The sequence below is a fragment of the Pseudomonas fluorescens genome (genome assembly GCF_001307275.1).
GTDB lineage: Bacteria > Pseudomonadota > Gammaproteobacteria > Pseudomonadales > Pseudomonadaceae > Aquipseudomonas > Aquipseudomonas fluorescens_AA.
The window spans coordinates 5972809-5998876 of sequence record NZ_CP012831.1; the positions used below are offsets into that span (position 1 = coordinate 5972809).

General features: G+C 61.0%; 19 protein-coding genes. 4 read left to right on the forward strand and 15 right to left on the reverse strand.

Going from position 1 to position 26068, the window contains the following annotated elements; translation table 11 throughout:
* Nucleotides 1–3: 3 nt before the first annotated feature.
* The 7 genes from AO356_RS26395 to AO356_RS26425 form a co-directional block, all read right to left on the reverse strand.
* Nucleotides 4–1110: an enoyl-CoA hydratase/isomerase family protein gene (locus AO356_RS26395; protein ID WP_060742294.1), complete on the reverse strand. Its 1107-nt coding sequence runs from the start codon at nt 1108–1110 to the stop codon at nt 4–6.
* Nucleotides 1111–1243: 133 nt separating this feature from the next.
* Entirely contained in the window at nt 1244–1951 is a 708-nt protein-coding gene (locus AO356_RS26400) for an HPP family protein (protein WP_060742295.1), read from the reverse strand.
* 176 nt (nt 1952–2127) lie between these two features.
* Nucleotides 2128–3507 (reverse strand): UDP-glucose dehydrogenase family protein, encoded by a 1380-nt coding sequence (locus AO356_RS26405; protein WP_060742296.1) that lies wholly within the window; start codon nt 3505–3507, stop codon nt 2128–2130.
* A gap of 97 nt (nt 3508–3604) precedes the next feature.
* The gene (locus AO356_RS26410; protein ID WP_060742297.1) at nt 3605–4540 is read right to left on the reverse strand and encodes a LysR family transcriptional regulator; all 936 of its coding nucleotides are present in this window, start codon (nt 4538–4540) and stop codon (nt 3605–3607) included.
* A gap of 177 nt (nt 4541–4717) precedes the next feature.
* Nucleotides 4718–5278 carry a hypothetical protein gene (locus AO356_RS26415; protein WP_060742298.1) on the reverse strand — a complete coding sequence of 187 codons (561 nt, stop codon included), beginning with the start codon at nt 5276–5278 and terminating at the stop codon, nt 4718–4720.
* Between the two features lie 40 nt (nt 5279–5318).
* Complete coding sequence (locus AO356_RS26420) at nt 5319–6110, reverse strand: putative hydro-lyase (protein WP_060742299.1); 792 nt, start codon at nt 6108–6110, stop codon at nt 5319–5321.
* Nucleotides 6111–6201: 91 nt separating this feature from the next.
* The gene (locus AO356_RS26425) at nt 6202–7149 is read right to left on the reverse strand and encodes a LysR family transcriptional regulator (protein ID WP_060742300.1); all 948 of its coding nucleotides are present in this window, start codon (nt 7147–7149) and stop codon (nt 6202–6204) included.
* Nucleotides 7150–7390: 241 nt separating this feature from the next.
* Here AO356_RS26425 and AO356_RS26430 point away from each other — a divergent pair, with 241 nt between their 5' ends.
* Nucleotides 7391–8632, forward strand: coding sequence for an OprD family porin (locus AO356_RS26430; protein ID WP_060742301.1), 1242 nt, complete (start codon nt 7391–7393; stop codon nt 8630–8632).
* 38 nt (nt 8633–8670) lie between these two features.
* Here AO356_RS26430 and AO356_RS26435 read toward each other — a convergent pair whose 3' ends face one another.
* A complete protein-coding gene (locus AO356_RS26435) occupies nt 8671–9351 on the reverse strand; it encodes a class I SAM-dependent methyltransferase (RefSeq protein ID WP_060742302.1) in 681 nt (226 codons plus the stop codon).
* Nucleotides 9352–9415: 64 nt separating this feature from the next.
* Nucleotides 9416–10045, reverse strand: a complete 630-nt coding sequence (locus AO356_RS26440; RefSeq protein ID WP_060742303.1) for a LysE family translocator — start codon at nt 10043–10045, stop codon at nt 9416–9418.
* Nucleotides 10046–10197: 152 nt separating this feature from the next.
* Between AO356_RS26440 and AO356_RS26445 the strand changes: the two genes are divergently transcribed.
* The gene (locus AO356_RS26445; protein ID WP_060742304.1) at nt 10198–11574 is read left to right on the forward strand and encodes an XAC2610-related protein; all 1377 of its coding nucleotides are present in this window, start codon (nt 10198–10200) and stop codon (nt 11572–11574) included.
* 53 nt (nt 11575–11627) lie between these two features.
* Here the strand turns inward: AO356_RS26445 and AO356_RS26450 are convergent, their stop codons facing one another.
* On the reverse strand, nt 11628–12251 hold the full coding sequence (locus tag AO356_RS26450; protein ID WP_177431704.1) for a TetR/AcrR family transcriptional regulator: 624 nt from the start codon (nt 12249–12251) through the stop codon (nt 11628–11630).
* Between the two features lie 110 nt (nt 12252–12361).
* Here AO356_RS26450 and AO356_RS26455 point away from each other — a divergent pair, with 110 nt between their 5' ends.
* Nucleotides 12362–13369: a hypothetical protein gene (locus tag AO356_RS26455; protein ID WP_060742305.1), complete on the forward strand. Its 1008-nt coding sequence runs from the start codon at nt 12362–12364 to the stop codon at nt 13367–13369.
* Between the two features lie 89 nt (nt 13370–13458).
* Here AO356_RS26455 and AO356_RS26460 read toward each other — a convergent pair whose 3' ends face one another.
* A complete protein-coding gene (locus tag AO356_RS26460; RefSeq protein WP_060742306.1) occupies nt 13459–14895 on the reverse strand; it encodes an amidase in 1437 nt (478 codons plus the stop codon).
* A gap of 114 nt (nt 14896–15009) precedes the next feature.
* On the opposite strand from AO356_RS26460, the gene AO356_RS26465 reads away from it, so the two are divergent.
* Nucleotides 15010–15582, forward strand: coding sequence for a TetR/AcrR family transcriptional regulator (locus AO356_RS26465; protein WP_060742307.1), 573 nt, complete (start codon nt 15010–15012; stop codon nt 15580–15582).
* On the opposite strand, the gene AO356_RS26470 is transcribed toward AO356_RS26465, so the two are convergent.
* The 4 genes from AO356_RS26470 to AO356_RS26490 all read right to left on the reverse strand — a co-directional run bounded on the left by AO356_RS26470 (nt 15579) and on the right by AO356_RS26490 (nt 26065).
* Nucleotides 15579–16685: an NAD(P)/FAD-dependent oxidoreductase gene (locus tag AO356_RS26470; protein WP_060743215.1), complete on the reverse strand. Its 1107-nt coding sequence runs from the start codon at nt 16683–16685 to the stop codon at nt 15579–15581. The genes AO356_RS26465 and AO356_RS26470 overlap by 4 nt on opposite strands.
* 32 nt (nt 16686–16717) lie before the next feature.
* Entirely contained in the window at nt 16718–18265 is a 1548-nt protein-coding gene (locus tag AO356_RS26475; RefSeq protein ID WP_060742308.1) for a TerC family protein, read from the reverse strand.
* Between the two features lie 378 nt (nt 18266–18643).
* Nucleotides 18644–19954: an NAD(P)/FAD-dependent oxidoreductase gene (locus tag AO356_RS26485; RefSeq protein ID WP_060742310.1), complete on the reverse strand. Its 1311-nt coding sequence runs from the start codon at nt 19952–19954 to the stop codon at nt 18644–18646.
* 15 nt (nt 19955–19969) lie between these two features.
* Nucleotides 19970–26065 (reverse strand): non-ribosomal peptide synthetase, encoded by a 6096-nt coding sequence (locus AO356_RS26490; protein WP_060742311.1) that lies wholly within the window; start codon nt 26063–26065, stop codon nt 19970–19972.
* Between the last annotated feature and the right edge of the window lie 3 nt (nt 26066–26068).

Genomic DNA, 26068 nt, shown 5'->3' on the forward strand with positions numbered 1-26068 from the left:
GGCTCAGTTCCCGTGGTCGTCGAAGCCGTCGAAGAAACTCGCCACATGGTCGGCGTCCAGCGCCTCCAGGGTCGGCGGGTTCCAGCGCGGGTTCTTGTCTTTGTCGATCAGCAAGGCGCGCACGCCTTCGATCAGGTCACCGCGTTCGAACCATTGCCGGTCCAGATGCAGTTCCAGGGCAAAACAGTCTTCCAGGCTCAAATGCCGACCGCGCCGCAGCATTTCCAGGGTCACGGCCATGGCCAGGGGCGAGCGACTCTCCAGCACGTCGGCGGTCTTCAGCGCCCATTCGTGGCTGTTGACGACGGTGACCTGGCGCAACTGTTCGACCATGCTTGGCACATCGGGCAGGGCAAAGAAATGGTCAATGGCCGGCCGCAAATCGGCCAGGGGGGGCGCAGGGAGTTGTTGCTGGCCGAGTTTGGCGAGCAGGCTTTGCAGGTCCTTGAGCGGCGCGTCGTGCCATTCCAGCCTATCGAGGCGCTCATCGAGCTGTTTGAGTTTGCGGCTGTCGAGATACCAGTCGGCCAACCCACAGTACAACGCGTCGGCGGCACGGATCTGTACGCCGCTGACCCCCAGGTAGATCCCCAGCTCACCAGGAATGCGCGGCAGGAAATAACTGCCACCCACGTCCGGGAAATAGCCGATGGCGACTTCCGGCATGCCCAGGCGACTGCGTTCGGTCACGATCCGCAGGTCGGCGCCTTGCACCAGGCCCATGCCACCGCCCAGCACGAAGCCGTCCATCAAGGCGAGGACCGGTTTGCGGTAATGGTGGATTGTCAGGTCGAGGGCGTATTCCTCGACGAAGAAATCTTCATGCAGGGTGTCACCCTGCTGGTGGCTGTCGTACAGCGAGCGGATATCACCGCCGGCGCAGAAGGCCTTGTCGCCCGCGCCACGCAGTACCACCGCACGAATGTGTGGGTCGAGTGCCCAAGTATCGAGTTGTTGCTGCAAGCTGCGCACCATGCCCAGGGTGAGGGCATTGAGGCCGGCGGGGCGGTTCAGGGTCAAGTGGCCAATGTGATTGCGAACGTCGACCAGCACCTCATTGGCCACGGTTTCCATGGTTTCCGCAGCTTGGGATGAAACCTGAGCTGTCATCGCTAACTCCCTGCTTTTATTGTTTTTTACGAATGGTGTCGCGCGTACCCGTTCAGATCGTACCAGTGCAAATTTGCCTTGCACAACCGGGATACGTGCAGGTCCTGTCTGCATATTTATAGCAGCCACAGGCTCAACCGCGACCGGAAAGCACCTCCGCGATGCTGCGGCGCCTGGCGTTTCGCTCGCTGGCCTGGATCAATTGTTCGAGATCTTGCGGGGTGACGTCGAAGAAGGCCTCCATTTCCGCCAGGGCCAATTTAAGGTCTTCGGCGGTGATGGCCTGGCGGTCGACGGGAGGGTGGTCAGCCGGTATGACGGCCGCCGGTTCGCTGGCGCGCTTGGGATAGCGCACCCGCGTCAGGTTGTTGTAGGCCAGCGCACAGGCGAGCAACCCGGAGCCGGCCAACATGGCCGCGCCGACCGCCTGCCAGTCCAAGGCAACGATGGACGGATCCGCCAGCACCAAGGTCGCCGCCAGGGCGCCTGCCGGTGGGTGCAGGCAACGCAGCCAGCACATCAACACCAGCGCCATGCCGGCCGCCAGGCAGGCGCTGCCCAGCGTCCGCCCCAATACATGGGCCACCAGCAGCGCCACGACCGACGCACACAGGTAACCACCGACAATCGACCAGGGCTGGGCGAGGGCACCCGAGGACACGGCAAACAACAACACGGCCGAAGCGCCGAGGGGGCCGATCAGGTGTTGCGCCACCTCAAGGCCAAAGACCTGGCCACATAGCCAGACACTGAACATCGTCCCCAGGGCCATGCCGAGGGCGGCGCGACTCCATTCGGTGGGGCGGGTATTGATAGCGGCGGGAAACCAGCGAGAAAGCATTTAGCGAGAATCCAAAAAACGAACAAAAAAAGGGGCTTACGGGAAAATCCCAGAAAGCCCTTTAAGTGTTCCAACAGTTGGGGGAGGAACGGTGCACAGTGTGCCGGTCACAACCCTTGCTTACAAATTCATATTAATGCTGGTTGAGTGCATTAATTTTGAGGTAAAGGTCAGGCTCAAGCGCTTCTCGAGGCGGGGAACCACGTTTGCTGGGCAATGGGCAGGTTGCGTGACTGGCCGCGGCCCATCGGAAAATAGGTAAAGCCCTTGTCGGCCATGCGTTCGGGGTCGAACAGGTTGCGCCCGTCGAAAATCACCGGGGCCTTGAGTCGCTGCCGGATCAGGTCGAAGTCCGGCGCCTTGAAGGGCTGCCATTCGGTGCAGATGACCAGCGCGTCGGCTCCCGGCAACACCGATTCCGGCGTGCCCATCAGCATGAGTCGGGTTTCGTCTGGATAGAGCAGTTGCGTCTGCTGCATCGCCTCGGGGTCAAAGGCGCGGACACTGGCTCCCGCAGCCCAGAGCGACTCCAGCAGGGTACGGCTTGGAGCATCGCGCATGTCGTCGGTGTTGGGTTTGAAGGCCAGGCCCCACAGCGCGAAGGTCTTGCCGCGCAGGTCGCCCTGGTAGAACGCGTTGATCCGCTCGAACAGCTTGTGTTTCTGCCGACCGTTGATGGCTTCCACCGCTTGCAGCAGGTCGCTGGAACAGTGCGCCTGCTCGGCGGTGTGGATCAGGGCGCGCATGTCCTTGGGGAAGCACGAGCCGCCGTAGCCGCATCCCGGGTAGATGAAGTGGTAACCGATGCGCGAGTCGGCACCGATGCCCAGGCGCACGGACTCGATGTCGGCCCCCAGGTGTTCGGCCAGTTCGGCGATCTGGTTGATAAAGCTGATCTTGGTCGCCAGCATGCCGTTGGCCGCGTATTTGGTCAGCTCGGCGCTGCGAAGGTCCATGAACAGGACCCGGTCGTGGTTGCGGTTGAACGGTGCGTACAGGTCGCGCATGGTTTCGCGCACTTCATCGCGCTCGCAGCCGATCACGATGCGATCCGGACGCCGGCAATCGGCGACGGCCGAGCCTTCCTTGAGGAATTCGGGGTTGGAGACGATATCGAACTGCAGCAAGCGACTGGCCTTGAGCAGGCATTTGTCGATGTGCGCCCGCAGAACGTCACCGGTGCCCACCGGCACGGTGGACTTCTCAACCACAATGAGCGGTTGCTCGCGATAACGGGCGACAGCGTCGCCAACGGCCAGCACCTGGCTTAGGTCGGCACTGCCATCGTCCCGGGAGGGCGTGCCCACGGCGATAAACAGTACCTGGCCGTGTTGCACGGCAAGCTGTTCGTCACAGGTGAAGTGCAAACGCCCGGCCTCCAGCCCTTCGCGCACCAGCGCGGCCAGGCCGGGTTCGAAAATACTCACCTGGCCTTGCCGAAGGCTGTCGACCTTGCGCTCGTCGATGTCCATGCACACCACGTCATGGCCCACCTCCGCCAACACGGCGGCTTGCACCAACCCTACGTAACCACTTCCGAATACACTGATCTTCATGGCGGATTCCCTGGATCATTCCGAGCGAGCGACATGCACAACCAGCGTTCGCCGCAGTGCGCTTGGTCCAGAATAAGTCGGGGATATTGCAGTTCACTTACAGTCCGCTGAAGTCTTGCCCCGCCAATCGGTACGCGGCTGGCAGTTGCGCGACAAACTCGCCGACCACCTCCCGGGTCAGGCTGACGATGTCTTCCACTCGCTCCATTCCGGCGCCGGTCCGCCAACTGGCGACGATGTCCATGACCGATGGCAGCGGCACGCCGTCCACCAAGGTCAATGTGCCCTGGGCCAGTTCGCCGACCACCAGCGCCGCGGGCATGGCGCCGATGCCAAAGCCGTCGCGAACCAGGCGGGTGATGGCCGAGGCCGAGTTCACGCAGTTGATACGGGGCGAGACGATGTTGGCCGAGTGCAGCAGGTTGAGGATGTCCTGGTGGGGTCGTGAGTTGCGTGAAAATGTCACGATGCGTTCCTGGGACAGATCTTCCAGTGACCCATAGGCTCGGTCATAGGCGGAGCCGGTGCGCACCACCCAGTGCATCGGATAACGGGTCAGCAAGGCATTGCGTACGCTGTCCAGGCGCAGGATGTCGGTCTGGAAAATGATGTCCTGGTAGCCTTTTTCCAGCTGTGAACAGAGGTTGCTCGCGGTGTCGGCCGACAGTTCGATTTCAAGGGCCGGGTAGCATTCCATCAGGCGTGTCACCAAGGGACTGAGCCAGGTGTGGATCACCGTATCCATCGCGCCGATACGGATCCGACCGCGCACCTGGCGCGGATCCTTGATCACGGCTTTCATGCTTTGCAGGGTGTCCATGATGCGCTCGGCGTATTCCAGCACGCGCTGGCCTTCGGAGGTCAGCGACACCCCTTTGGAATCGCGTACGAACAGGCGCACGCCCATTTCATCTTCCAGGGCGGCGATCCGGCTGGAAATGGAGGCCTGGGTGGTGAACAGCTTTTCCGCGGTGAGGCGGAAGCTCTTCAGGCGGGCAACCCAGACGAAGGTTTCGAGAAACTTGATGTTCACTGGGGGCGGTTCCTTGGGACAGTCATGGGCGCATAGAAACAGTGGCGACGGGAGTAACCCAACCCGGTGGGAGCAAGGCTTGCCCGCGATGAAGATAACGCGGTCTCCCTAGGAACCGAGGCCTTTGCATCGCGAGCAAGCTTTGCTCCCACAGAGAAATCCCCTCGTCACAATTGCCTAGGCGGGCTTCATTTTCTTCACTGCTCCGGTATTAGCCAAGCAGCGGACTACCTCTAGCAATTCGTCCAAATCCGGCGCGTTATCAATAATCGCCTCGGGCCGGCACCATGGATAGTCCAACCTTGATACCCAGGCCATGATCATCGGCAGATCGGTCGCCGGCAGGGTCTTCATGTGTTCGATGGTGATGGTCAATCGCTTGACCCGTTGCGACTGCGGATCGAACTGCCAGTCGTACAGGCCGCAACCGACACGCGCCTCGCCGCTGTTCTTGTCTGACATCGCCACCAGCCATTTGCACTGGAACGCCTCGGCGTTTGCCGGCGGAGGGGCGGCCAGGCAGAACGTGTAGACGTTTTCGAAGGTCTGGCCGAAGCGACTGACCAGCACATCGCCAATGGCGGCACGGCCTTCAACGTGGTCGGGAAACGTGATGGCACCGGTGTGCACGACCATGTCCAGGATGGCAGCCGCTGTAAAGGCCTGGTCCAGCAGGTGCGGGCGGTTGCCGTCCTTGGCACGGATGTACTGTTGAATCGAGAACTGAGCAGTATTCATCGTGGATCCCTTCAAGTCGCAAAGCAGCCTCGTTCGAGGCCTACAAATCACTGTTCCATAAGTCCGTCACCAGCATGCAACCCGGGGCGTGGGTGATGCACAGCGGTGGACGCGAGGCCTGGACCACCGATTGAGGCGTCACGCCGCAGGCCCAGAACACCGGGATCTCGTCCGCTTCCACCGGTACGGCATCACCGTAGTCCGGCGTGTCCAGGGATTGAATGCCGATCAGTGACGGATCGCCGATGTGCACCGGGGCGCCGTGGACATTGGGCATGCGCCCGGTAATCTGGATCGCCTGGATGGCCGCGGCGGCCTTCATCGGCCGCATGGTCACCACCATCTTGCCAGACAGGCGGGCGGTGGGTCGCGTGTCGATGTTGGTCTGGAACATCGCGACATTGCGCCCCAGTTCAATGTGCCGCAAACGGATGCCGGCCTCCAGCAAGGGTTGTTCGAAGGAGAACGAGCAACCGAGGGCGAAGGCCACCAGGTCGTCCTGCCACAGGTGTTCGATGTCCAGCGGCGATTCGCTCAACTCGCCGTGGCGATAGACCCGGTATTGAGGCACTTCATGACGGATATCGATGGCCGCGCCCAGGTTGCGGAAGAACGGATCCCCTGGCTCGGTCACGTCAAGCACCGGGCAGGCCTGGCGGTTGAGGGTGCAGTAGCGCAGGAATTCATTGGCCCAGTCGCCGGGCAGAATCACGATATTGGCTTGCACGCGACCCTGGCCCAGGCCGCTGGTATGGCCCTGGTACTGGCCGGCGGCGATGCTTTGGCGCAGGACGAGAGGCGTGCATTGCTGCAGTTGTTCGAAGGACGTCATCACGGGTTCTCCAAGTGTTCGTTCGCTACTTTGAGAACAGCGTGGTGAGGACGTCCAACAAGGAATATTGGTACCCCGCGACAACTAAAAGTTATTCGAGAGGCGCCTGGCTGTTCAGGCCGGGGGCGGCCACCATGCGCAACGGCCCGACATCGACGGCGTACTGGCTGACCACCTGGCGGCTCATCTGGACGATGTTCTCGATCAACTCCAGGCCGACGCCAGCGCGCCAGGACGCAACGACGTCCAGTTGGGGCAGGGCGATACCGGGTTCGAGCGGGATCAATTCGCCGCTGGCCAGGGGCTTGGCCACCAGCGCGGCCGGTAAGGCGCCGATGCCGAAACCGTCACGAATCAGCCGGGTCATGGCCGAGACCGAATTGACGCAACTGACCCGCGGCGCGCTCACGCCATGGGCGTACAGCAGGTTGAGCACGTCCTGATGCGGGCGCGAATGCTTGACGAAGGTGATGATGCGCTCGCTGGCCATCTCCGCCAACGACCCATAGGGTCGGGCATAGATCGACTGGCTGGCGGCGATCCAATGCATGGGGTAGTGCCCCAGTTCCAGATTGCGCACGCTTTCGTGGCGCACCAGATCGGTCTGGAACACGATGTCCAGGTAGCCTTTCTGCAATTGCTCACAGAGGTTGCGTGCGGCATCGGCGGTGATTTCGATTTCCACGGCGGGAAAGGCCTGCATCAGCATCGACATCAATGGGCTGAGCCAGGTGTGGATCACCGTATCCATCACGCCGATGCGCACCAGGCCTTGCTGGGGGCTGCTGGTGTCCAGTGATTGCTTCAGCGCCCGTTGGACGTCGAGCATCTGTTGCGCGTAGTCGAGCACCTTGAGGCCTTCGGGTGTCAGCGAGACGCCGCGCGAATCCCGCACGAACAGGCGCAGGCCCAGTTCCTCTTCCAGTGACGCGATCCGGCTGGAGATCGCCGCCTGGGTGCTGAACATCTTCTCAGCGGTGAGGCTGAAGCTTTGCAGCCGGGCGACCCAGACGAAGGTTTCGAGGAATTTGAGGTTCATGAAGGCTCTCTGGGGACGTGTAGTTCTTATTGATTGCAATTGTTACTCCAGATCGGGCCATCGGGCGCATCAAATTTTCTTATGCCCGATCCGGCTTTTTTCCCGTTTGACGCTGCGCGGATCCGGCACCAAGAATCCGCTCCACGACGCAGGCCCATTGCGCCGGTATCCCCATGACAACAATAACGAGGCGTGCGCACAGCCCTGGCGGGTTCGCTCGCGCCCATAAAAGGAGCGCGCCATGCAACATGCCACATTCCCTCGATGGACCTGCACCTCGGCGGGCACCTTGCTCGGCCTGAGCCTGATCGGCGTGCCGTGCGCCCAGGCTGACTTCATCGCCGACAGCAGAGGCAGCCTGGAGGCCCGCAACTTCTACTTCAACCGCGACTTTCGCCAGGAAGGGGCACGGGACAAGGCCGAGGAATGGGCCCAGGGTTTTCTGCTGCGGATGGAATCGGGATACACCGCCGGGACCGTGGGTTTCGGCCTCGATGCCTTGGGCATGGCCGGTTTCAAGCTGGACTCCGGCGGCGGAACGGCCGGTACCAATCTGTTGCCGGCGGATTTGTCTGGCGGTTCCCAGGACCGTTATGGCGAATTGGGCCTGACCGCCAAGGTGCGCCTGTCCAATAGCACCTTGAAACTGGGGACGTTGCAGATCAAGGACCCGGCGGTGAGTTCCAACGACACGCGCCTGTTGCCGGGAACGTTCAAGGGTGGGTTGCTGAGCGTGCAGGAAATCGATCGTTTGAAGCTGACCGCCGGGCAACTCACGCAGATCAACTTTGTCGACTCCACCGACTACCAGGACATGACCGCCAACCGCATCGGTGGCAGCAGTGACAAGTTCCAGTTCGCCGGGGCGGACTATCAGTTCCTGCCGAACCTCACGGCGCAATACCGCTATAGCCAGTTGCAGGATATCTACCAGCAAAACTATTTCGGGTTCGTCCACACCCTGGACCTGGGCGCAGGCCAGTCATTCAAGAGTGACGTGCGTTATTCCCGCAGCGCCGAAGACGGCAGTTTCCGCGATCTCGACAACCAAGCCTTCGGCGCCTTGTTCACCTACAGCCTGGCGGGCCATGCCGTGGGCCTGGGCTACCAGCGCATGAGTGGCGACGATCCGTTCCCCTACATCGGCCGCAGCGATCCGTACCTGGTCAACTTCGTGCAGATCGGCGACTTCGCCAACATCGACGAGCGTTCCTGGCAAGCGCGTTATGACTACAACTTCGCGGCCATTGGCGTGCCCGGGCTGACCTTCATGACTCGATACATCAGTGGCGACAACGTCCAGCGCAGCGCCGCAGGCGAAGGCAAGGAATGGGAGCGCAACACGGACATTGCCTATGTGGTGCAAGACGGCACGTTGAAGGGGCTGGGCTTGAAATGGCGCAACGCGACGGTGCGCTCGAATTTTGGTAATGACCTGGATGAGAATCGGCTGATCGTCAGCTATACGGTGGCGCTGTGGTAACGATATTCCGGTAACACCGAAGGGGGGCCGTCGAGTCGCTAACGCCATGACGGGGATTGTTCGGCCACCAGAAGCAGTGACTGCGGCACCGGGCTTTGCGGGTGCTGCGGCTCCTGCAGGCCCACCAGTCGAAAACCAGCCATGTCCAAGGCATTGAGCCAACTGGACAAGGTGCGGAAGTACCACGGCATCGGCTGCCATTGACCTTTGAACCCATCGAAGGTCTCTTCCCGCCAGCCGTCCTGATAATTGCCCGCCGCCACGGTCCAGGGATGCAACGTCTGGATCACCAGTGCACCGCCAGGGCTGAGTAAGGCGTTCATGGCGGCGAGCAGCGGGATGATCTCCTGATGCAACAGGGCGAAGTTGGCGCAGACCAGGTCGTAGGCGCTGCCGACGTCCACCTTCGCCTCTACCAGCGCGTCATAGCTTGCCAGATGCACCGGCGAGGATCCCGACGCCCGGGCCGATTCGACCAACGTCGCGTCACCATCCACACCCACCGCCTCGACGCCCCGTTCAGTCAGCGCCCGCAACAACCAACCTTCGCCACAACCCAGATCCAGCACGCGCTCGGGCTGACGGCTCAGTACCGCCAGCAGCATGGCCTGGTCGGTGACCGTCTGACGGCTTTCGATGGCCCCCGTGCGGATGGCTTCTATCCAGGCTTGGGCATTGTGCTGCCAGCTTTGGAGGAGGGTGGTTTCGGAGAGCGACATTGATCCAGCTCCGGCAATAGGTCGAGTAAGCATAGGACAACGGCTGGCGCAGAGGCGCCGCAGGTCAAAGCGGTCGGTCAAGAAACAACAGGCGTGCCGCCAGCGCTGCCATGACCCCGGCAAAACCATAGGTGCCCAGGCGTCTTGAAATCCCACCGCTTGCCAGTTTTGCCCTGAGCTGTGCGGCGCCAACACCCAGCAGCGTATGGAAGACCAGTGCAATCAGTGCCAGCAAGGCGCCAAGGAAGATCAACTGCAAGCCCACGCCGCCGGCCTTGAGGTTGACGAACTGGGGCAGGAACACCATGAAGAACAGCAGCGCCTTGGGATTCAAGAGGCTGTTGAGGGCGCCTCGGCAGAAGATTTTCCACAGCGAAGCCGCCTGGAGCTGGCTATCCTGCGTCGCTGCCGGCGTTCTGAGTGCTTGCCAGGCCAGCCACAGCAGATAACCGGCCCCGGCCAGGCGCAGCACGTCGAACGCTGGCGCCCAGCTCATGACCAGCGCGCCAATGCCAGCGCTGACCATCAGCGTCATCAGCGCGTCCGAAAAGGCAATGCCGAGGGCGGCTGCGACGCCGGCACGCCAGCCGTGGGCCAACGCATGGCTGGTGACAAAGGCCATGTTGGGCCCCGGAACGATCAGCAGAAGTACGACAGCAACCACGAACAGGTAGAGATTGGCGGTATCCGGCATGGGGAACACTCCGTGGGATGAGCCACGACAGTAAGCGAAGGGCGAGGAGGGCGTCAGTTACAGTCCGGGCTTATCTGATAGCAACAGTCGTCTCGCGATGAATCACGGTTGTCGCTAAACTGCGGCCCCGAATTCAGCAAGGAAGTCGATGGATGCGTTCGCTTGTCGGCAGTGTGCTTCTTTCCACGGCTCTGACGGCCTCGGTCATGGCCGAGCCGCGGGCGTTTTCGGTGAATGATCGCAGCGGTCAGTACCTGATCGAAGTGCTGTTCCCGGAGCCGCCGGAAGATCCACATCAGCTGGCACAAGCGTTCATTACCGTGCGCGACAGCAAAACCCTCGAAACCCTGCAGCAATTGCAGACGCCCGCCGGCAACGTGCCCGTGGACCGCAACGGTAAGGTCGATAACTGGCTACTTGGCCCCCAGAGCCTGCTGTACTTCGACGACTTCAACTTCGACGGCCGCCAGGACTTGGCGATTCGCAACGGCAATGATCCCGAGGCGAGCTACAAACCGACATTCGACGTCTACCTGCAAGACCCGCAGAAAACCCAATGGGCCCTCAACCCGGCCCTGACGAACCTGGCAAAGGAGGACAGCAAAGGCATGTTCTCCGTCAGCCCGCTGGACGGCATCCTGCTTTCGCAAACCGACCGCGACTGTTGCTGGACGCGCGCCACCCACTGGAAAATGCGTGGCGACGAGTTGGTGCTGCTCTATTCGAGCACCGAAGAGCAAATCCAGCCTACCGAGCCAGGCGAAAACACCAGCATGCCCGGCGGCTACACGCTGCGCACCACGGGTGAATTGAAAGAAGGCCAGTGGCACGAACAGTCGCGCCTGGAAGGTCCGGAAAAGGAGGATCCGGTGATCCTTGCCGGCACCTTCGACGCCAAGACCCCGGTAGAGCTCTGGTATCAGGCGCAAGGCGCCGTGATCATTGGCGAAGTGCGCTATACCCAGGCGGACAATAGCGAACCGATCAAGCTGCTGGGCATTCGGGAAGACGCTGACGATGGCCTTGTCAGCCTCCATGAATATGCCGGCGACGGTGGTCAAACGGGTACCTGGCGGATCTCCCGGGAAAACGTCGAACCCTATTTTTTCACCGGCACATGGATCAGCGATGCCAAGGGCGACGACCGCCAACGGGCTGTCCTGCTGCATGATGAAGAACGGGAATTGGATGCCGATAAAATCGACGACGTCGACGCTGACCAGCGCAGCGGCCATTACCGGATGCGCCAGGATGCCCCGGGGCACGACGCGGATCTGGACTTGAAGATCCTCCCGGACCGCGACGCCAATGGGAAAGAAGTCGCTGAGTTCACCGTGACCACGAAGGACAACGTGACCGAACATCACATCGTGCCGATGGACACCGACAACCTGATCATCGTGCGCGAGCCGCAAGCCAGCGAGAAGAACGGGCCGTATCACATTCAATTGGTGAAAGGCTTTGCGGTCATTGGCTATAACGCGGATTCACAGGACGGATTGGCTGGGGTGTATTTGAAGCTGCGTTGAGCACCACAGCAGCCAATCGGACAGTAAGCATCTCGGGGCCGTTAGGGCAGCGACTAACGCTGCGTTCCTGTCGGTTCTACGACGCTTCGAATCAGTGAAGCGAACGTTCCGATGACCTCGTCTTCGCCATGCCTCCCCCGTACCAACGCGCCGGACAGGGCTTCTCCCGCGCCAACCAGGCCAATGCAGCATCGCTCGAGTTCGTCCGCTGACCACGTCGCATGAGGTTCGAGCACAGACATGAACATCTGCACACAGTTATCCAGAAGCTCTTGGAACACCGCCGCCTTCTCCTCGCTGCCTGCCAGGGCTGCACCCACGGCATGGAATTCGTCGGTGTTATCGGCCGCGCAATGAATGTAGGCGCTGGCCAGGACTAGCGCCGTCTCTTCCAGGCTCCGCGCAGTCTTGGACATGGCGTCGCGGAAAGCGGTGACCCGCTCGGTATCGATCCACTTGTAGAGCTCGATCAACAGCCCCGAGCGAGTGCCGAAATGATCGTAGACCACCGGTTTCGACACGCCGGCGCGCACGGCCAGATGCCCCAAGGTCAAGCGATCCGCGTCTTCCTCGCGCACGATCAATAACGCGGTGTCCAGCAACTGTCGCCGCCGTTCGGCTTTCGAAAGCCGGCGAGGAGGGGAACTGATAGCGCTTTGCTCAGTGTTGTTCTGCACGTTTTCGTTCCTGGTCGATAAAAACCTACCAATGGTAGGTTGAGGTGCGTGATGTTGTGTTAGCTTACCTACTGAAAGTAGGTTTAAACCAGAGACAAGGAGAACACACTATGTCACTTGATCCTATCTTGCTAATGGGCGGTTCTGGCGCCATTGGCCACCACACCGCCCGGGCGCTGCGCGCCGCTCATCCCGACGTACCCCTGTTGATCGGTGGTCGCGACCTTGCCAAGGCTCAGCGTGCCGCGGAGCACATTGGCCGGGCGCAGGGCGTGGTGATTGAGTCCGCCGCAGACGACCTGGGCCTCGGCGATCGCCCGATCAGCGCCGTCGTGGTCTTTTATATGGACCACGCTATTGCCGGGTTGCGGTTTGCGCAGAAGCGCGGCGTGCCGCACCTCAGCATTTCCTCCGGTGTTTTCGAGATCGCGCCGGAAATCGCGACGTACATGCACAGGCCTGACGCCTCGCCCATTGTCCTGGGTTACGAATGGATGGCAGGCGCGACAACAGTGTCGACACTGAGCATTGCCCGGGCATTCAGCCGAGTCCACGATATCCGTATCAACGCGCTGGTCGATGAGCAGGACACCGGCGGCCCGACCGTCGCCACCGACTTTGAACACTTGAACAACATGCTGCCCGCCGCACTGACACGACGCGACGGTGTGTTCGTCTGGCGCGAAGGAGAGGAGTCCAAGGCCAGATTCCATGCGGTGGATGGTACGCAAATCGAGGCTGGGGGCTTTTCGTCCATTGATGTCGTTGGCCTGGCGACGGCGACGGGGGCACCGAATGTCCAGTTCAACATGGCCACCGCGGTGAGCTCAAGCCGACGCCAGGGTAGGCCGATGTCCACCGAGATCATCATCGAACTGGTTGGCGATGATCTCAAGGGCGAACCGCTGCATACACGTCATGCGGTCATCCACCCGGCAGGCGCTGCGCCCTTGACCGGCCTCAGCGTCGCCATGACGCTGGAACGGCTGCTCGGGTTGGACGGCCAGCCACCGACTCCGCCAGGGCTTTATTTCCCTTATCAATTGTTGGATGCCCGCACGTATCTGGAGCGTCTGAAGGCGGAGGGCGGTGAGTTGCGCAAGCTGCAGGAGTCATGACCTGCGCAATCCCGTGTGCTGAGCGTTTTCTCGGCGGCTCTAAAAGGTCAGATCGGCTAGCCGGCCAATGCTGAGGGATACCCACCGGGCTACAGCTTTCCAGCCCAAACCTCAGGTTTGCGTGCTGCCCAAGGCAAGGCTCGCTCCAACTGACCTGCCAGACGCAGCAGTGAGTCCTCTCGACCAAAGCCCGCTGAGAACTGCATGCCTATAGGTAGGCCACTTGCTGGATCAAACGCCAATGGCATGGACATAGAAGGGGACCCCGTGACATTCGCTAACGCGGTGAAAGGGGAGTGGGTGAATACGCGATCTATCCAGCCTCTGCCATCCAGATGCTGCTGCCCATCGTTATAGCTGCCTATTGCAGGGGGCAGTGCTGGCAGCGTCGGACTCAACAGGACGTCGTATTTGCAGAAGAAGTGACCCATGCTACGGGTCACAAGATTTCTCGAATGCATGGCCTCAAGCAAATCGATGGCGGTGAGTCGACTCCCCATCTGATGCAGCGAAAGCGTGGCAGGTTCAAGCGTGGTGGCATCAATGGGGCGGCCTGTTCCCGCAGCGATGGCATTGATCCAGGCAGCGGTATTGGCTGACCAGAACCGTGCATTCATTTCAATAAAGCCGTCCCAGCTCAGACCAATGTCCAGACGGACTTCTTCCACGCTATGACCCAGGCCTTGGAGCTGGACCGCAACATTGCAGGTCGCTTCTGCGATCGGTTCGGCGCAACGAGTGGCGTTTAGCGGATGCAGGAGAAGGCCAATCCGTAGGGATCCCGGCTCGCGAGTCGTTTCCGCCAGATAGGAATGTTGCGTCTTAACAATCTCAAAGGGATCACCAACAGCAGCCCCTTTGGTTGCGTCCAGTAAAGCGGCACTGTCGCGCACGGTTCGACTGACGACACCGTGCACGGCAAGCCCGGCCCATACCTCGTCCACCGCAGGCCCCATTGAAATTCTGCCCCGGCTGGACTTGAGTCCGAATAGTCCGGTAGCGGCTGATGGTACGCGGATAGAACCACCGCCATCGGTGGCATGCGCCGCAGGTACCAGGCCGGCGGCTACGGCAGCGGCCGAGCCACCACTCGATCCACCCGCGCTGCGACTCAAATCCCATGGGTTGCGCGTAGGGCCCGAAAATACGGATTCAGTGGTTGTACTGGCAGCCAATTCCGGAGTGGTGGTTCTGCCGATGGTCACGAGGCCTGCCTGTCGCAAGCGGATCATCAGGTTAGAGTCCTCAACGGCAATGCACCCGGTCGCCAAGCGACTGCCCAGCTCATTCAGGTGCCCCTTGGCAGTCAGCCCTAAGTCCTTGACCAGAAACGGCACGCCCTTGAATGGCCCGGTAGCTGCCTGAGGTTCATTTCCCCAAACCTCAACCACCGCATTGATCCTTGGATTGAGCTGCTCAATGGCGGACAGGGCCGCAGCGCTGACTTCGGCTTGAGTGACTTGACCGCTGCTGATCAGCTCAGCAAGACCCATCGCATCGTATTCGGCGTATTCAGTGGTTCTCATCGCGTTCTCCGAGCCATCTACCTGGCAAAAGCGGTATGATTACTTATCAGTATCGAGCGATACTCATTGGTATAGTAAGATACCGTTAAGTATCGATGTCAAGCGGAGAACACCATGCGGCCCGAACGAATTCCACAGTTAGCTCCCCGAGAAAGGATTCTCGATGCAGCCGAGGAGCTGTTTTTCAATGAAGGCATTAGTCGAGTGACGGTGGACGCCATCGCGGCAAAGGCCAAGTCGACCAAGATGACCGTCTACCGGCATTTCGACTCGAAAGACGCGCTGGTGCTGGAGTGGCTAAGGCTGCTCGTCGATAAATATTCCGAGATATTCGACGCGCTTTCGGCGCAGTACGCCGACGATGCAAAGGCGCAGATTCTCGGGTTTGCCGAGTTCATCGCCAAGGATCTTTCGGCAGCGTCTTATAGGGGCTGTCCGTTTACCAATTCACTGGCGGAGCTACCCGAGCCAGGAAATCCCGCCCGCCAACTCATCGAAGCGCATAAAAAGCGGCAGTTCCTCCGACTGGTGGATCTCTGTGTCGCGGCCGATTTGCCCGAATCGAACGAAGCTGCGATGGAACTCACTTATCTGATGGAGGGGGCCCAGGTCGTTTCGCAGAACAAAAGCATCGAGGGTGTCGGTGAAAATCTGATGAAGATGGTTCGGAAAAAAATCAGCGGCTAGCGCTCAAGCAGCCCCCGAACCCGCTTGGCAATGGCAAGGCAAGCGGTCAACCCGGGCGATTCGATCCCGAACAGATTGATCAATCCCGGAACGTTGTGCAGCCGTTCACTGCTGATGAGAAAGTCGCTGGCAGGTTCGCCAGGTGCGGAAATTTTCGGGCGAATCCCGCTGTACCCGGGTTGCAAACTGTTGTCCGGCAAATCGGGCCAATAGCTGCGAATCGCTGCATAGAAGGCATTGGCCCGTGATGGATCGACCCGATAGTCCTCGGCCTCGACCCATTCGGTGTCCGGGCCGAAACGCGCTTGGCCGCCCAGGTCCAAGGTCATGTGAACCCCGAGGCCGGCGGCCTCCGGCGCGGGGTAGATGAGATGTGTGAAGGGCGCGCGCTTGGCCAGGCTGAAGTAGCTGCCTTTGCACAGGTAATCCCGGGGTACCGTTTGTTGCGCCAAGCCCTCCATGCGCCTGGCTAATGCAGGCGCTTTAAGGCCGGCCGCGTTGATCAGCAGGCGGCAGGACAACACCATCGGTGCCGCCCCTCCGACATCGAGAAGGAAACCGTCAGCGGTGACCCGGGCGCTGATCAGGGGTGAGTAGAACGCGATGGTGGTGCCTGCCGCTTCAGCATCGCCCTGCAACGCCAACATCAACCCATGGGAATCCACGATGCCGGTCGACGGCGAATACAAAGCGGCAATGCATTCAAGCGCAGGTTCCAGCGCGAGGGCCTGCTCACGATCGAGCAGGCGTAGATCCTCCACGCCATTCACCAGTCCTCGCTCGAGCAAGACCTGCAGTTGGCGAACTTGCGCTTCATCCTTGGCGACGATCAGCTTTCCAGTTTTACGTGTGCTGACCCCATGGCTATCGCAGTAGGCATAAAGTGCATGCCTGCCCTCGACGCACAACTGGGCCTTGAGGCTGCCGGGCGGGTAGTAGATCCCGGCATGGATCACCTCCGAATTACGCGAGCTTGTGCCGATACCAATCGCTTCTCCGGCTTCAATCACCAGCACTTCATGACCTGCCAGGGCCATTTCCCGCGCGACGGCAAGACCGACGACACCCGCACCCACGACTACGCAATCGATATCGACACTCACCGTCATGGCTCCTTTCAATTGCATCTCTGTGCTTATTCCTGACGCAACAGCACCCTGGTCACTCGACGTTCTTCAACCTCCATCACGGTCATGTTCCATCCTTGGCAACTGAGCGTGTCGCCAATGATCGGTAAGCGATCCAGCAGGCTCATCACCAAACCAGCCAGCGTCTGGTAATCCTCTGTCGCTTTCGCCTGGAAGCCGATGTGTTCGCGGACCTGACTGAGATTCAGGGCGCCGCTGACCAGGAAACCGTCTTGCTGGGGAACAATATTCGGGCCTTCGATTTCACTGGCATCCGGCAGTTCACCTGCAATGGATTCCAGGATGTCAGTCATGGTGAGGAGGCCGACGAAGTCACCGAACTCGTTCACCACGAACGCGATGTGGGTCGACTCTTTACGCATTTGCTCCAGTGCATTGAGGATCGTGAAGCTGTCGAGCAGGTTGATGGCTTTGCGCGCCATGACTTCCAGGTTCGGCTGATTGCCCGCCAGTATTTCCTTGAGCAGTTCTTTCTTATGGACAAAGCCTAGCGGCTCATCCACGCGTCCTTCGCGGATCAGCGGCAAGCGCGAGTAAGAAGAGTGCATCAGCGCCGTACGGATGTCTTGCGTGGTGTCTGCCAAGTCGAGGTGGTCAATTTGCGCACGAGGCGTCATCACGCTGCGTATCGGGCGTTCGGCCAATTGCAGCACGCCACTGATCATGACCCGTTCGCGCCGATGGAAAACCTGCTCCGGTTCGTCGCCTTCCAGCATGTCGGCGATTTCCTCGCCGACTTCATCGGCCCCCAGCTTTTGGCCACCCAGCAGGCGCAACACCGCATGGGCGGTACGCTCGCGCATCGGTCGAAGACCTTGCAGGCTTTTCTTGCGGCGCGAGCGCGCCAACTGGTTGAACAGTTCGATCAGGATCGAGAAACCAATCGCGGCGTACAAGTAGCCTTTCGGAATGTGGAAGCCCAGGCCTTCAGCCGTGAGGCTGAAGCCGATCATCATCAGGAAGCCCAAGCACAGCATGATGACGGTAGGGTGGCCGTTGACGAATTTTGTCAGCGGCTTGCTCGCGACCATCATCAAGCCGATCGAGAACATCACCGCGATCATCATGACCGACAGGTGCTCCACCATCCCCACGGCCGTGATCACCGCATCCAGGGAAAAGACCGCGTCGAGCACCACAATCTGCGCAACGATAGGCCAGAACATCGCATAGGCGGCATTGCCGGAACGTTGCGCCACGTGGCCCTCGAGTCGCTCATGCAACTCCATGGTCGCCTTGAACAACAGGAACACACCACCGAACAGCATGATCAAATCCCGGCCCGAGAACGTCTTGCCGAAGACCTCGAACAGCGGGTTGGTCAACGTCACCATCCAGGAGATGCTGGCGAGGAGGCCAAGGCGCATCAACAACGCCAGGGACAGGCCGATGATACGGGCACGGTCGCGCTGCTCGGGCGGAAGTTTGTCGGCCAGGATGGCGATGAATACCAGGTTATCGATGCCGAGCACCAGCTCCAGCACGATCAACGTCAGCAGGCCCAGCCATGCCGTAGGGTCAACGATCCATTCCATGGATTATTCGCTCCCTCGGACGGTCAATGCGAGGGAAGGGGGCTGCAACGAGCGTATGCAGGCCGCTGGAGCGCAGGAGAGAAAACGATTCTTTGAAAGGCGACTGGGAGGTTCCTGGAGGGTGTTCATACAGACCTGGAAATGATTGGGGAAGAAATCCTACAACGGTTTCCAGTACTTCATACGAGACTATTTATTACAGGATCTGACAGGGAGGCGATCGATGAGAAAACCGTGCATCGCATCCGCTGCGGAGTGGAAGGTGCCGGGGGCAGCCCAGCGCTGCGCCGTCGGCCTGGACAATCAGTTGTTCCGGCAGCAGGCGAGCGCGGGCACTTTCAACATCAGAAGTGTTGTCCCTGGCAACCCTGAGACTTTCTAGACCAACGGATCACCGGGGCCAAATAGCTGTCGCGTGAGCGTTTGAAACCAGTCCTCGGAAAACAACGCTTCCCGTGACAGGTCATCCTGCGACGCCTCTAGCGCCGTCAGCCCTCCAGACATCTGGATAATACGATTGTTGGACCTGTCCAGCCCGTATTGGTGGGCGATCGAGATGCCGTAGCCGGGCTCCAGCAGGCTGAAGCAAGCGTTCATGTAATGGGGGGATGGCGATGGATTGCCCGCGGCTTCGGTCGCGATTGCAAATGCGCAGACTTTGGCTTGGGACGTCGCAGAGAAAGCGGATTTCGGCATGGTTGCGGCATCGCAAGCGTCGCCGACAACGTACACGTGCTTCATCAGTGTCGACTCCATGGTGGCCTTGTCCACTGGGCACCATCCGCTCTCATTTGTCAGGTTTGAGCGTGTCAGCATGGTCCCTGCATGCTGGGGTGGGATCAGGTTGCAAATGTCGGCGGCAATGGTGTCGCCGCTTTCGAGCTTAACGTGTCTGCGCTGCACATCGACGCTGACAACTTTGCCGCCATGGGCGCCACTGATCCGTTCGATCAGGCTGTTCGACGTGCCGAAGCCGTAGAGACGCTCCCAGCCCTGCTGGAAGAGCGGCTGCTTGGAGAAACTCTCGTTGGCGTCCGCGATGATGAGTTTTGCCTTGGGCTTGTGGGTGCGCAGATAGTGCGCCACGAGACTCGCACGTTCATAGGGACCGGGTGGGCACTTATAAGTGCCGGCAGGCGGCGTGATCACGACCACGCCGTTGTCCGGGATGTTGCTGAGCTGTGACTTGAGGGCCGTAAACTGCGGCTCGCCGCCCCAGGCGTGGGGAACCTTCAGGGAATTCTCTTCGGATAAGCCCTCGATCTCCTCGTAGCGGAACTGCACACCGGTGGCGATGATGATTTTATCGAAGGCCTGCGTGCCATTGCGCTGCGTGAGTATCTTGCCAGGTTCGATGCCAGTGACCTTGTCCTGAATCCAGCGCACGCGGTTCGCCCAGTTCGCATAATCGAAGCGCAAGTCACTTTCGGGCCGCAGGCCCGCCAGGGCCTCGTTCGACTTGAAGCAAGCGTGGTAGTCCCGACCGCTTTCCAACACGGTGATGTTTACGTTGGGCATGAGCTCCAGCAAGTAGCGCGCGGCCATCAGGCCGCTGACGCCGGCACCGACAATTCCCACCCGCATGCCGGCACCCGTGAGCGGCGTGCTGGCATAGGCAAAGTTGGCCGCGATGCTGCCGAGGATCGAGGCGAGAAAGGTACGGCGACTGAAGTGCAATGATGTGGTCATGTTCGGTTGGAAGACTCAGAGAATGGAAAGAAGAATCTCGGCCTTGGCCTCGAGCTGTGCTGACGCTGGAGCGTCGTCCTGTAACTGTTGCGCGAGTTGGCGGATGGTCGGTGTTTTGAAGAGTGCCGATGCACCGATTTGTACATCGAACAACTCGCGGACTTGCGCAATGATGCGGATGGACGTCAGCGAATAGCCGCCCAGCTCAATGAAACTGTCGTCCACGCCGATTTGATCGACCTTCAGGACCTTGCACCAGATACGTTGCAGCACCTGCTCGAGCGGGTTTTCAGGCGCGGCATAACGCGCGCTCAGGGTCGGTCGCCCCTGGGACGGCGCAGGCAGCGCACGGCGGTCGAGTTTGCCGTTGAGGGTGCGCGGCAGCTCCTTCAACCATAGGTAGGCGCGCGGTAGCGCATAGGGCGGCAGATGTGCGGACAACCAGTTCCGCAGCTCGAGATCCGGGATGTTGTCCTCGCCGCCGTGGCTCACGAGATAAGCCACCAGCCGCTCGTCGAGTGCCGGATGCTGGACCACGACGGCTTCGGCGATGTCCGGATGGGCCAATAGCCGCGCCTCCACTTCCTCCAACTCCAGCCGGTGTCCGGCGATCTTGATTTGACGATCGTTGCGCCCGAGAAAGACCAGCGCGCCCGTTTCATCGAGCAAGGCGTTGTCTCCAGTACAGTACATGCGCGCACCGGCCTCATCGGGCAGGAAGGTCAACGCCGTCATGGCTGGTGCGCCTGCATAGCCCAGGCTTACGCCAGCGCCACCAATGTAAAGTAGGCCAACGCTCCCTTGTGGTACGGGATCCAACTGGTCATCCAGCAGGTAGCAGCGTGTCGCTGCGATCGGCGTGCCAATGGTGTGCTTGTCCGGTTCCAGGCGTGCCGCCGTCGACCAGATGGTGGTTTCAGTGGGGCCATAGACGTTCCATGCCTCGTCTGCTACCTCGCATAGCCAGTTGCCGAGATGAGCGGGCAGCGCCTCTCCACCCACCAGCACTTGGCTCCGTGGTGTGCGCGGCCATCCTCGCAGGCGAAGTGCGGACCAAAGTGACGGTGTTGCTTGAATGACGGTATTGCCCGTGGTGTGTTCCGCCATCTGGTAAGCGTTGGGGTCCAGCGCTTGTTCACGGGTCAGCACGTGCAGCATCGCACCGCTCGCGAGGGGAAGGCCAAGTTCGAGCAGGCTGATGTCGAAGCTGAGCGCGGACGTGAGCATGACTCTGTCACCTGGCCTGGTGCGTAGCAGGTCTCGGAAATGCCTGAGTACGTTTGCATAGCTGGCATGGCTAATCTCGACACACTTGGGCGTACCCGTTGATCCGGATGTGTACATGCGGTAGGCGGGAAGCGCCGGATCAATCCTTATGCCCAAAGGCCCAGGTGACGATGGGGCCTGCTCTTCAAGTGTGCGCAGGCTTACCCAGGCTTGTGAGGGGATCAGGTGGGCACTGGCTTCGCTGCAAACGACAAGTGCTGTGTCTGCGAGCACGTGGGCGAAGCGGGCCGGTGGATCGTCTGCATCCAGCACGACAAAGCAGGCGCCTGCCCGCAGCACGCCAAGTATCGCCAAGGGCAGGTCAGCGGTACGTGGCAGCATGATCCCCACCACACTGCCAGGCCCCATTCCCCTCGCCGAAAATGCCGATGCCAGTGTCATGGACCGCAGACCCAGCTCTCGGTAGCTGAGAATGCCGTCCTTGTCGCGTACGGCTGTTGCGTTGGGGCCAAGTCGGACTTGCTCGTCGAAAAGCTCCAGCACGTTTGCCGCCTGGCTTGCGGTGGTCATCTCACGGGCGATCAGCACCGAGCTTCGCAACTGCGGCAGTTTGTGCAGGGTGGGTAGCGGCGCGTCGATGTCGTTGGCGAGCGCGTCCAGGGCCGCTTGGTAGCACTGCGCAGCCTGGTCCGCGCGTGCCTGGCTGAAACGACGTGCGTCGAAGGCAAGGTTGTAGGAAATCAAGCCGGTTGTTGGCTCAATGTTAAAGCTTGCGGTCAATGGGAAGCTCGTGACTTCGTGGGCGAATCGGTCGTGCTGCACGAGCGTGGAGGTGGCCGGGATACGGTTGTGGAAGTTGGTGAAATAGAACAGCGACTCGGACAGCCGTTCCACACCCGCTTCCCGTTGGATCTCGGAGAACGGCAGCCGTCGGAAGCCGAAGGCCTCGCGCTGTTGTTGGCCGATACGGCAGACCAGTGTGCGCCAGGTCTCGTTGCCGATGGTGGCGCGCACCGGCAGGGTGTTGATGTAGAGACCGACTGTGCGCTCTGCGGCTTCCTCGTCCAAACGCACGTTGGCGACGCTGCAGGAGAGGATCTCCCGATGGCCTGTAAGCAGGCGCAGTGCCACCAGGTGGGCACCGTTCAGCAGTACGGCCATGGGCTCGCTGGATTGGCGCGCCGCGGCCTGCAGTTGTGTGCAGAGTCGCTCCGGCAAGGTCACCGAATGGTTCCAGTGGGAATCCCGTGTTCCTGTCTCCAACCTTGCGACAGCCACCGGTGCCAACCGCGTGGGGCTGGCGCCGGACAGGTAGTCGCGCCAGAAAGCGCGCGTCTGTTGGGAGTGCAGGGCGGCCAGTTCGGCTGCGATGAAGTCGCGGTACCGTCCGGGCGGAGGCTCGATGGTGTCCTGTCGTTTCTCGACCAGGGCACGATAGTCGGCGAAAAGCTCCGCATGGATCTGTTGGTCACTCCAGCCATCCATGATCGCGTGATGGAAACTGACGGTGAATTGGATCGTCTGGTCATCCAGTCGATGCACCTGCAGGCGCAGCAATGGCAGTTTACGCACGTCGAAGCCGCGTTCACGCTCCAGGTCTATCCATTGTGCAATTGTGCGCTGCTGCTCGTCTGGCGAACGTGTCGACAGGTCCTCGCAGTGGAGCACATCCGGGCCCTGTGACCAGACGTGCTGCACGGCGCTGCCGTCGCGGGCAATGTCGAAGCTGGTGCGCAGGCCCGGATGTCGCGCGACGAGACGCCGCGCGGCCTCCAGCAGGCAGTGTTCGTCCAGTTGCATGCCGAGCCGGTAGCTGAAGATGTCGTGGTAGCGACCGTCCAGCTCATTCTGGAAGATCATGCCCATCTGCAGGTAAGAGATCGGGAACGTATCTTCGATGCCGGGAGGCAGCGCATCGTGGTGCGGTACCGCGGCTGGGAGCGGCGGCACGTGCGACACCTCCAGGACGGCCGCCGCCACGGCAAGATCCCGCAACACCGGATGCTCGAACAGGTGTTCCACCGAGAGCATCACCCCTTGCTTGCGCGCCTCCACGGCAACAGTGATGGCACGGATCGAGTCGCCACCCTCGGCGAAGAAATGGCTCGATGGAGCCAGGTCCGGCACGCCGAGGACTTTGCTCCAGATGGCACCCAGTTTCGACTCGAGCCCTTCGGCGAGGCGTTCGTTGTCGGCGCTGTTCTCTTGGCAGAGACCGGCCAGCAACTGCCGTTCATCGACCTTGCCCTGTGGCGTGCACGGCAATTTTTCGATCGTTATGATTCGGTTGGGAAGCATGAGCGCCGGTAATTGGGTCGCCAGCCAGGCGTGCAGCGAGCGCGTCTCGACCGCAGCGCTGAGGGTGACCGCACAGATGATGGCCGGCTGTATCTGGCCTGGGCCCTGCTGGGCGAAAGTGTGGCAACCAGAGACGGCAGGATGTCGCAGCATCTGTGCGCTGATATGACCGGGCTCAATGCGCACGCCGTTGCGCTTGATCATGTCGTCGAGTCGGCCGAGGAATACATAATGGGAATGATCGGTGCGCCGTACTCTGTCCCCGGTCCGATAGATTCGCTCTCCGGGGTGATCCGCGTGGGGATGGGGCAGGAAGCGTTGGGCCGTCTCGCGCGGGTTGCCCACGTAGCCCATGGCCAGTTGCGCACCGGCGATATAAAGCTCGCCGTCTTCGCCTGGCGCAACCTGCCGCAAGTGTGCATCGAGAGCGAATAGCGCAGTTTGCGGTGTTGCCGAGCCAATGGATACGGGCCCCTGTGACAGCACGTCTGCAGGTTCGCTGTGTACGCAGCAACCGACCGTCGCTTCCGTCGGTCCGTATTCGTTGTGCACGATTGACGGCGAGCGGCACAGCGAACCGGGCAACATGCCGCCGGACAGCGCCGCGCCCCCGACGACTACATGGTCAGGCCAGCGCAGTGGCCGTGGCACCAGTGACTCCAGCGCTGCGATGCCTTGCAGGTGGGCTGGCGTCAGCTTGATGAACGACAAGGTGGGCTCGGTCAGCAGCATGCTGTACAGCTTGTCCAGCGATAGGGGCTCCGGTGCGAAGCGGATCGTTTCTCCTGCGAGCAGTGGCAGCCAGAGGCAGGTCTGGGTGAAGTCGAAGCCGAGTTCTGAATGCACCAGGGTGCCGCCTCGTTTGTCGCTGGCGTAGCGTGGACTTGCCCAGCCGAGATAGGCAGCCAGTGCGCCGTGGCTGATGGCCGAAGCCTTGGGTGCTCCAGTCGAGCCCGAAGTGAAAAGGATGTAGGCGGGCTCGGACGGATGCGGGACGTACGCGCTGCCGGTATCGTCGTCCGAAGCCAGGGCTGGTTGTGGGGGCGGCACCAGCACGGGGGGCAGGTCTGCGGCCATTTCGGGTTTCTGGATGGTTGAGACAAGCAGGTAAACGCCCGCACGTCGGCACCAGTCGGCCGTGCGTTCGGGAGGAGATTCGGCCGTGAGGGGCAGCAACGTACCACCCACCCGCCAGACGGCGAGCCACCATATGATCCAGGCTGGCCCCCGCGGGGTTTGCAGCGCCACCGTGTGCCCTGGGCTGACACCGCGGGCACGCAGTGAAGCAGCGGCTGCGCGGATGGAGTGCTCCAGCTCGGCATACGATAACGTTGCATCCTGGCCAATCAGTGCCGGCCGCTGTGGGTATTGAGATGCCCATCGGCCCACCGCTGCGCCGATATCAGCGCCACCGGTCAACGGGGCGTGGGTGAGTGCACTCCACTGGCGTGCGCCGAAGTGGGTGTTCGCCTGAGGGTCGGGAAACCGAAAGAGCTGGTTCAGATCGCTTATCACGGCTTCGAATTGTGCAGGGGGCAGGCCTCGCCCGGTCAGGCGAAGCCTACCGGGGGCGGTCACCTCAAGCTGTAGCGTGGCGGCTGATGGGGGCGGGGCAAGCACGGCTTTTTCCACGGCCATGCCGGCGAAAACGTGGGGGAGTGCGCAGGTCGGCACGAACAGGAAGCGTGGAGCGCCTTTCGCGTGCTCGGTGGATCCATCGAAATGATCTGTGTATGACAAATCCATCTCGGTCTGTTCGGCTATGGCGGCGGTTGCCTTCTCGGAGTCGATGGTCCAATCGACATTGAACGCCAGTCTAAGCATGCGGCCGATGGGGCCGATCAGATCGGCTTCCTGGGTAAAGCGAGCGCCGGGTGCCAGGTAGTCTGTCACGACACGTCCATGGCGCGTCCAACGGGACAGGAACAACACCCAGCGTGCGAACAGCCAGGTGTCGTTCGCTGCCGAGGCGCAGTGCAGTGTGGCGCTTTGCTCGGTTTCCCTGGGGGTGGCCGGTGGCGCTTCGTCGGGGGCGCCAATCCCTCTGCCTGCCCAGTAGCGGCTGCCTTGTGAGTCAGACAGCAGCCCACGGTAGCCCTCGGACAAATCCGCGTATTGGAGCACGAGGCTTGAATCTGGCAGGGCCACGTTCAGATAACTGTCAGAGAGCCGGTCGAGCACGCTCGTCATCGACCAATGATCCACGCTCCAGGCGCTGACGCCCAGTTCGAGCACGCAGCCGCCATCCGTGTCGCGCATGGCGATACAGAAGGGCTGCTGCGCGAGCGTCGGCAGGTGTTCCGGCAAGGCTGAAAGCGGCTCGTGCGCGCAAACCTGTTGTACCGGCTCGGCTCCCTCTGCCGGTACAGGCAGTACCGTGCGCAGAATTTCATATCGCTGCGCCACGTGGTTGAACGCCTCGAGCAAGCGCTCACGGTTCAACTTTCCGCACAGCTGCAGGCTGGCAACGTAGCGTTGCGGTTGCCGTTCTCGCGTCCAGGTCGCTTGTTGTTGCGGCGACAGCGGATAACCCTGCGATACGTCTTCGAGAACGCTCTTAACATCATTGGCGATCACATTGTTCATTGA